Origin of the sequence: Variovorax sp. JS1663 (assembly GCF_002157355.1) — a bacterium.
Taxonomy (GTDB): domain Bacteria; phylum Pseudomonadota; class Gammaproteobacteria; order Burkholderiales; family Burkholderiaceae_C; genus Variovorax.
This window is the reverse complement of sequence record NZ_LYMK01000101.1, coordinates 1-4619: the sequence shown is the minus strand read 5'-3', so window position 1 is coordinate 4619 and position 4619 is coordinate 1. Positions and strand designations below refer to the sequence as shown.

3 protein-coding genes are annotated in these 4619 nt (G+C 60.9%); all 3 read left to right on the top strand.

The features are described from left to right. The first annotated feature begins 205 nt into the window (after window positions 1–205). The gene (locus A8M77_RS34675) at window positions 206–1147 is read left to right on the top strand and encodes a hypothetical protein (RefSeq protein WP_143694900.1); all 942 of its coding nucleotides are present in this window, start codon (window positions 206–208) and stop codon (window positions 1145–1147) included. Beyond that, window positions 1144–2247, top strand: coding sequence for a hypothetical protein (locus A8M77_RS34670; protein ID WP_086926003.1), 1104 nt, complete (start codon window positions 1144–1146; stop codon window positions 2245–2247). Before A8M77_RS34675 ends, A8M77_RS34670 begins: the two co-directional genes overlap by 4 nt. Continuing rightward, a partial coding sequence (locus tag A8M77_RS35915; RefSeq protein ID WP_143694899.1) for a LysM peptidoglycan-binding domain-containing protein occupies window positions 2244–4619 on the top strand: 2376 nt, incomplete at its 3' end. The genes A8M77_RS34670 and A8M77_RS35915, both read left to right, overlap by 4 nt.

The window sequence follows — 4619 nt, the reverse complement described above, 5'->3', positions numbered from 1 at the left end:
GACCGACGCCGTGGATAACCCTGCACCCGAGAGCGCTTGAGATTCAAGCAAGTACCTGTCCGTGGGATGGGGTCAAGACCAAACCGACGCCAACGCTGCCGTTAATGTCTGGCTGTCCGGCTACAACAGCGGCAATCGCCCGAGCACCTCGGCCAGTGAAACTTATGGCCAGTGGTGCTTGAAAGAAGGCCGAAAAGCCTTGGGCATGACGCCAGCACCGTTGTCTGACTTCGTGTACGACCCCGCCTCGATCGACATCAGCGCGGTGTTGAACCTGGACGGTCGAACGACTTTCCTTGCCACGCCCGCAGGCGGCTCGACGGTGTCGTGCACGCCGAACAACTCCGGACAGTGGGACGTCACCGGTCCGCTCGCGACGGTTGATTCGGGGTTGCCTGTCACGAACTTCTTTAACAGCGCCACAACCACGGCCCTCGCTTCGGCCGGCCAACCCCTCGCCGACGCCACCTCAGCCGGCCCGAGCGCCCTGAACAACACCCTCTTCTCCGCCCCCACCTACAGCATCGCGGCCATCTCCACCTGGCTCGGCGACGTCAACCTCGCCCAGGGCAACCAGGCCCTGGCCAACTACTTCCTCACCGATGGCCTGCGCCCCGGCAACAGCAACCTGGGCACGAGCATCGACCAGTCCACCGGCATCGGCCTGAACTTCCCCGCCGGCACCAACCCCTACGGCTACTCCCTCTTCGGCTCCAGCCTGAACAACTACGCCGCGGCCAACGACAGGCTCTTTCCGGCCGACCCGCTGGTGCTGGACCTCGACGGCGATGGCGTCAAGCTCACCAGCTATGGCAGCGCGCCCGTTCTCTTCGACGCGGACAACGACGGCGGCAGCCTGGAGCAGACCGGCTGGGTGTCTGCGCAGGACGGCATCGTGGTCCATGACCTGAACAACGACGGCAAGATCAACAGCCAGGCGCTGGGCCGCAGCGCTGCGCACCTGATCTCGAAGAACCAGCTACTGGCCAACGACCGCGACTGGGACAGCGTCCTCATTCGCCTCGACGAAGATGCCATCGAGCAAGCGGACTGGGTCTCGGCCTACGACAGCATCGTGCTTCACGATCTGAGCTACCGCAGCAGATTCATCCGTATCACGGAGATGCTCTCTGGAGGTGGTGCATGAACACGCTCGGCTTGATACGCAGTGTGGGCCTGGCGTTGTTGCTCAGCCTTGTACTTTGTGCATGCCGCGCTTACCCCACCAGCCCAAATGGTGCGCGCGAGCTACCACCGCAGCTTCGAGAGCTGTTCGTGGATGCCGAGGATGAGGTGGAACTGAAGCCGATCCCCTCTATGCCCGAGTCCGAGCTCTCGAGGGTCGCCTGGGTGGACAACCATCGCGTGATCTTCACGACGCGCAAGTTCAATGGCTGGATCGCTCGCAAGGATGAGGCTTCGAAGATCGTCATCCATGACGTGGATAGCGGTAAGTCCGAGGAAACGCCATATCGCGGCGAACTCTGGTGCCTCGGAAATGAAGGGCAAATTTTGTTGGAAGACAGGGATCGCACGCTGCCACCGGCCAAGTACGGAGATCCGCCCCGCGCCAAATACTTCCTGAAGGGAACGCTGGGCCAACCACTGAGCCGCATAGAGCAGGTTCGAGGGCGCGGGACATTAGACCGCTTTGCTTGCGATTTCTATTCGAACAAGGAGCACGATTTCGGTATGGGGCATCGGACACAGCCGCTGCGCAAGGGCGATGGGGTAATCGATCTTGTCGTCGATGACATCCCGGTCAAGTCATTTCGTCTGCTTGGTCTGGACGGTCGCGTTCGTTGGCGGGCGGATGCGACGCTATGCAACTCCTTCGATCCCGAACCGCGCTACCTGCCGTGGCTCAACCAGTACTTCGCAAGTACCGCATTCTCTGATGTCGTAGTGGGATGCCTTGAACTCAACAAGAATTCTTGGCTCTTCGACGCTTCGTCCATCGAAGCAAAACCTCTACCCGAATTGTTGATAGAGGCGCGTCGTCTTGGAGGTGGCTGGATTGGCAACGGCGAAACCTATTGGGCGAGACGCGGAATGTATTTCCTCATTCAGTACAGCAGCTATCGGCTGCTGGACGGTCTCTATCGCGTTGATGAGGCGTCACAGAAATCGATGCGTGTTCTGAAGATGCGATGGGGCCTGGAAAACCTGTCCCCTGATGGCTGTAGAAGCATCGTGAGAGCGTCATCACCGGTCGTCGTTGAACTTTGCAAAGGGAGTAAATCATGAGCAACACACCTCTTACACAAGACGAAGCGGCACGCGCTCGCCTTGGCATAGCTGTGACACAAACGGCTTACGCGCTGAACAATGGGGGCGGTATTGTTCCCGGCCAGCCGCTGATCTACATCGACGATCAGACCACGGCCGGCAGACCGGGCTATACCCCGCTGAACCTGTCTATCCCAACGGGTTTTGTTGTCACTGGCGTCTACCAGGACCGAAGTCCGGCGAGCACCAATACCGGTGCTGACATGTTCATGGCCTACAACGCCATGACGCATGAGGTCTTGATTGGCATCGCTGGGACGAATGGGGTCGGCAATGACATGCCCGACACGAGATCTGACATCAGCTATTTGGGTGCCGATCAAGTCCGGTGGCTCGCTCAGGATAAGGATTTTCGAAAAGATCTTACAGGGCTGGGCCTGCGAGCCGGTCAGATGAGCGATCTCAAGTTCATCGTCGGCGGTGACAGCCTTTCCGCCGTGCCAGCGATCCTTGTCCCTACTGCTTTGGTCTATGGCATACCTGGCGCTGATGGCGTGCCTCCAATGGACGGACTGAGCGCAGATCAGTTTTCGATCACTAATGTCGTCCCATTGGGCGCGCGCTATGCCGCAAGTCGATTGGGCATCTCTTCCAGAATGGAAAGCTTCGCCGAGCACGCCGAGATCTTCAACTTCACCACTTTCAACAGCGAGACCGGCTATGACTTGGTGACCGGTCTCGGCGGTGGCAGTCCCGGGCGCTACTTTGTTGGCCCCCCAACAGACGCAACGTACAGTTCAGCCGTATCACGGCATCAGTTGAACTATTCCTTTGCCAACTATGTGTCAGGCTGGGGCGGTGACTTGACCCGAGCTACGGCAATCGATACGCCGCCATTGTTCAGTCATCAATCGATGGCAGCCGTTTCGTCGCAGATTGCCGATTTAAAGCTGGTAGAAAACAATTGGCTCTCTGTCAGCGCCGCAGGTTACGCGGGCCTGCTGCTCTCCGCGCCAGGGGAGTCAGCCGCCTCGGCTGCGCGGTTCCTGACGAGCGAGTGGGGCTGGCCATCCGGGCTGGCCAACACGGCGGGCACCGCGATCGAAGTGATTTCGCGAGGTGCCTCCTACGCCAACCCCGCTTATGCCGTCGGTGCGCTGCTGGCCGGATTCGTTGGCGGCAAGACGATGGGCTCCGATGCGCCGGTGCTGCCGACTTTTCCGCCAGCACTGCCTGGCTATACGCGCACGGTCTTTCAAGATCCGCACGGACCCTTCGTTGGCGCCGTGGACCGCGGCCCGGACCAGACCATCCTGCGCTACACCGATGGCTCGACTCGCAGCTACTACGAGAACGGCACCGTTGCCCTCCAGCGACCCGATGGAACCATGATGACGCGCAATGCGCAGGGGGAGGGCGCGTTGCGAATCGGTGCGACCGGCGCAACCACTCTCATCCATGCCGCTGACGTGGTGGACGCTTTGCCGTACAGCGTGACCCGCATCATTTCGTCCAATGCAGACGGGCTTGTCGTCATCAAGGACTACGGCAGGACAGGATTGACGATCCAGACCGGATCCTTCGTCAATAACGAGTTCGTCCCTCGATCGACGGTTGAGTCCCCCTTCCTTGACGGCGCCGCTTCGGTCATCGCGGACGGCAACTTCGGAAGCTTGAACTCAATCGCCGTAGCCTCCGGCATATCCGTGCCAGACTTGCTTGCGGCCAATCCGAACTTGGGTGCGAACACGAGCATCGTGCCAGGTACGATAGTCCGGCTTCCCACGGTATCTGCCTTTGATGTTTCGACCATAACTTCACCGACTTCTACCGGCGCACCCATCCCCGACGCCACCTCAGCCGGCCCGAGCGCCCTGAACAACACCCTCTTCTCCGCCCCCACCTACAGCACCAACCCCTACGGCTACTCCCTCTTCGGCTCCAGCCTGAACAACTACGCCGCGGCCAACGACAGGCTCTTTCCGGCCGACCCGCTGGTGCTCGATCTCGACGGCGACGGCGTCAAGCTCACCAGCTACGCCAGCGCCCCGGTGCTCTTCGACGCCGACAACGATGGCGGCAGCCTGGAGCAGACCGGCTGGGTCTCGGCCCAGGACGGCATCGTGGTCCATGACCTGAACAACGACGGCAAGATCAACAGCATCGCCGAGACCCTGTCCGAGTACTACGGCGGCGTGGCCGGCAGCGGCGGCGTCGCGGGCACCAAGCCCCATGCCAACGGCTTCGCGGCATTGAAGTCGCTCGACTCGAACGCCGACAACCTCTTCGACAGCGCCGACGCGGCCTGGAACAACCTGCGCGTGTGGGTCGATGCCAACCACGACGGCAGGACCGACGCGGGCGAACTCAAGACCTTCGCGGACCTGAAC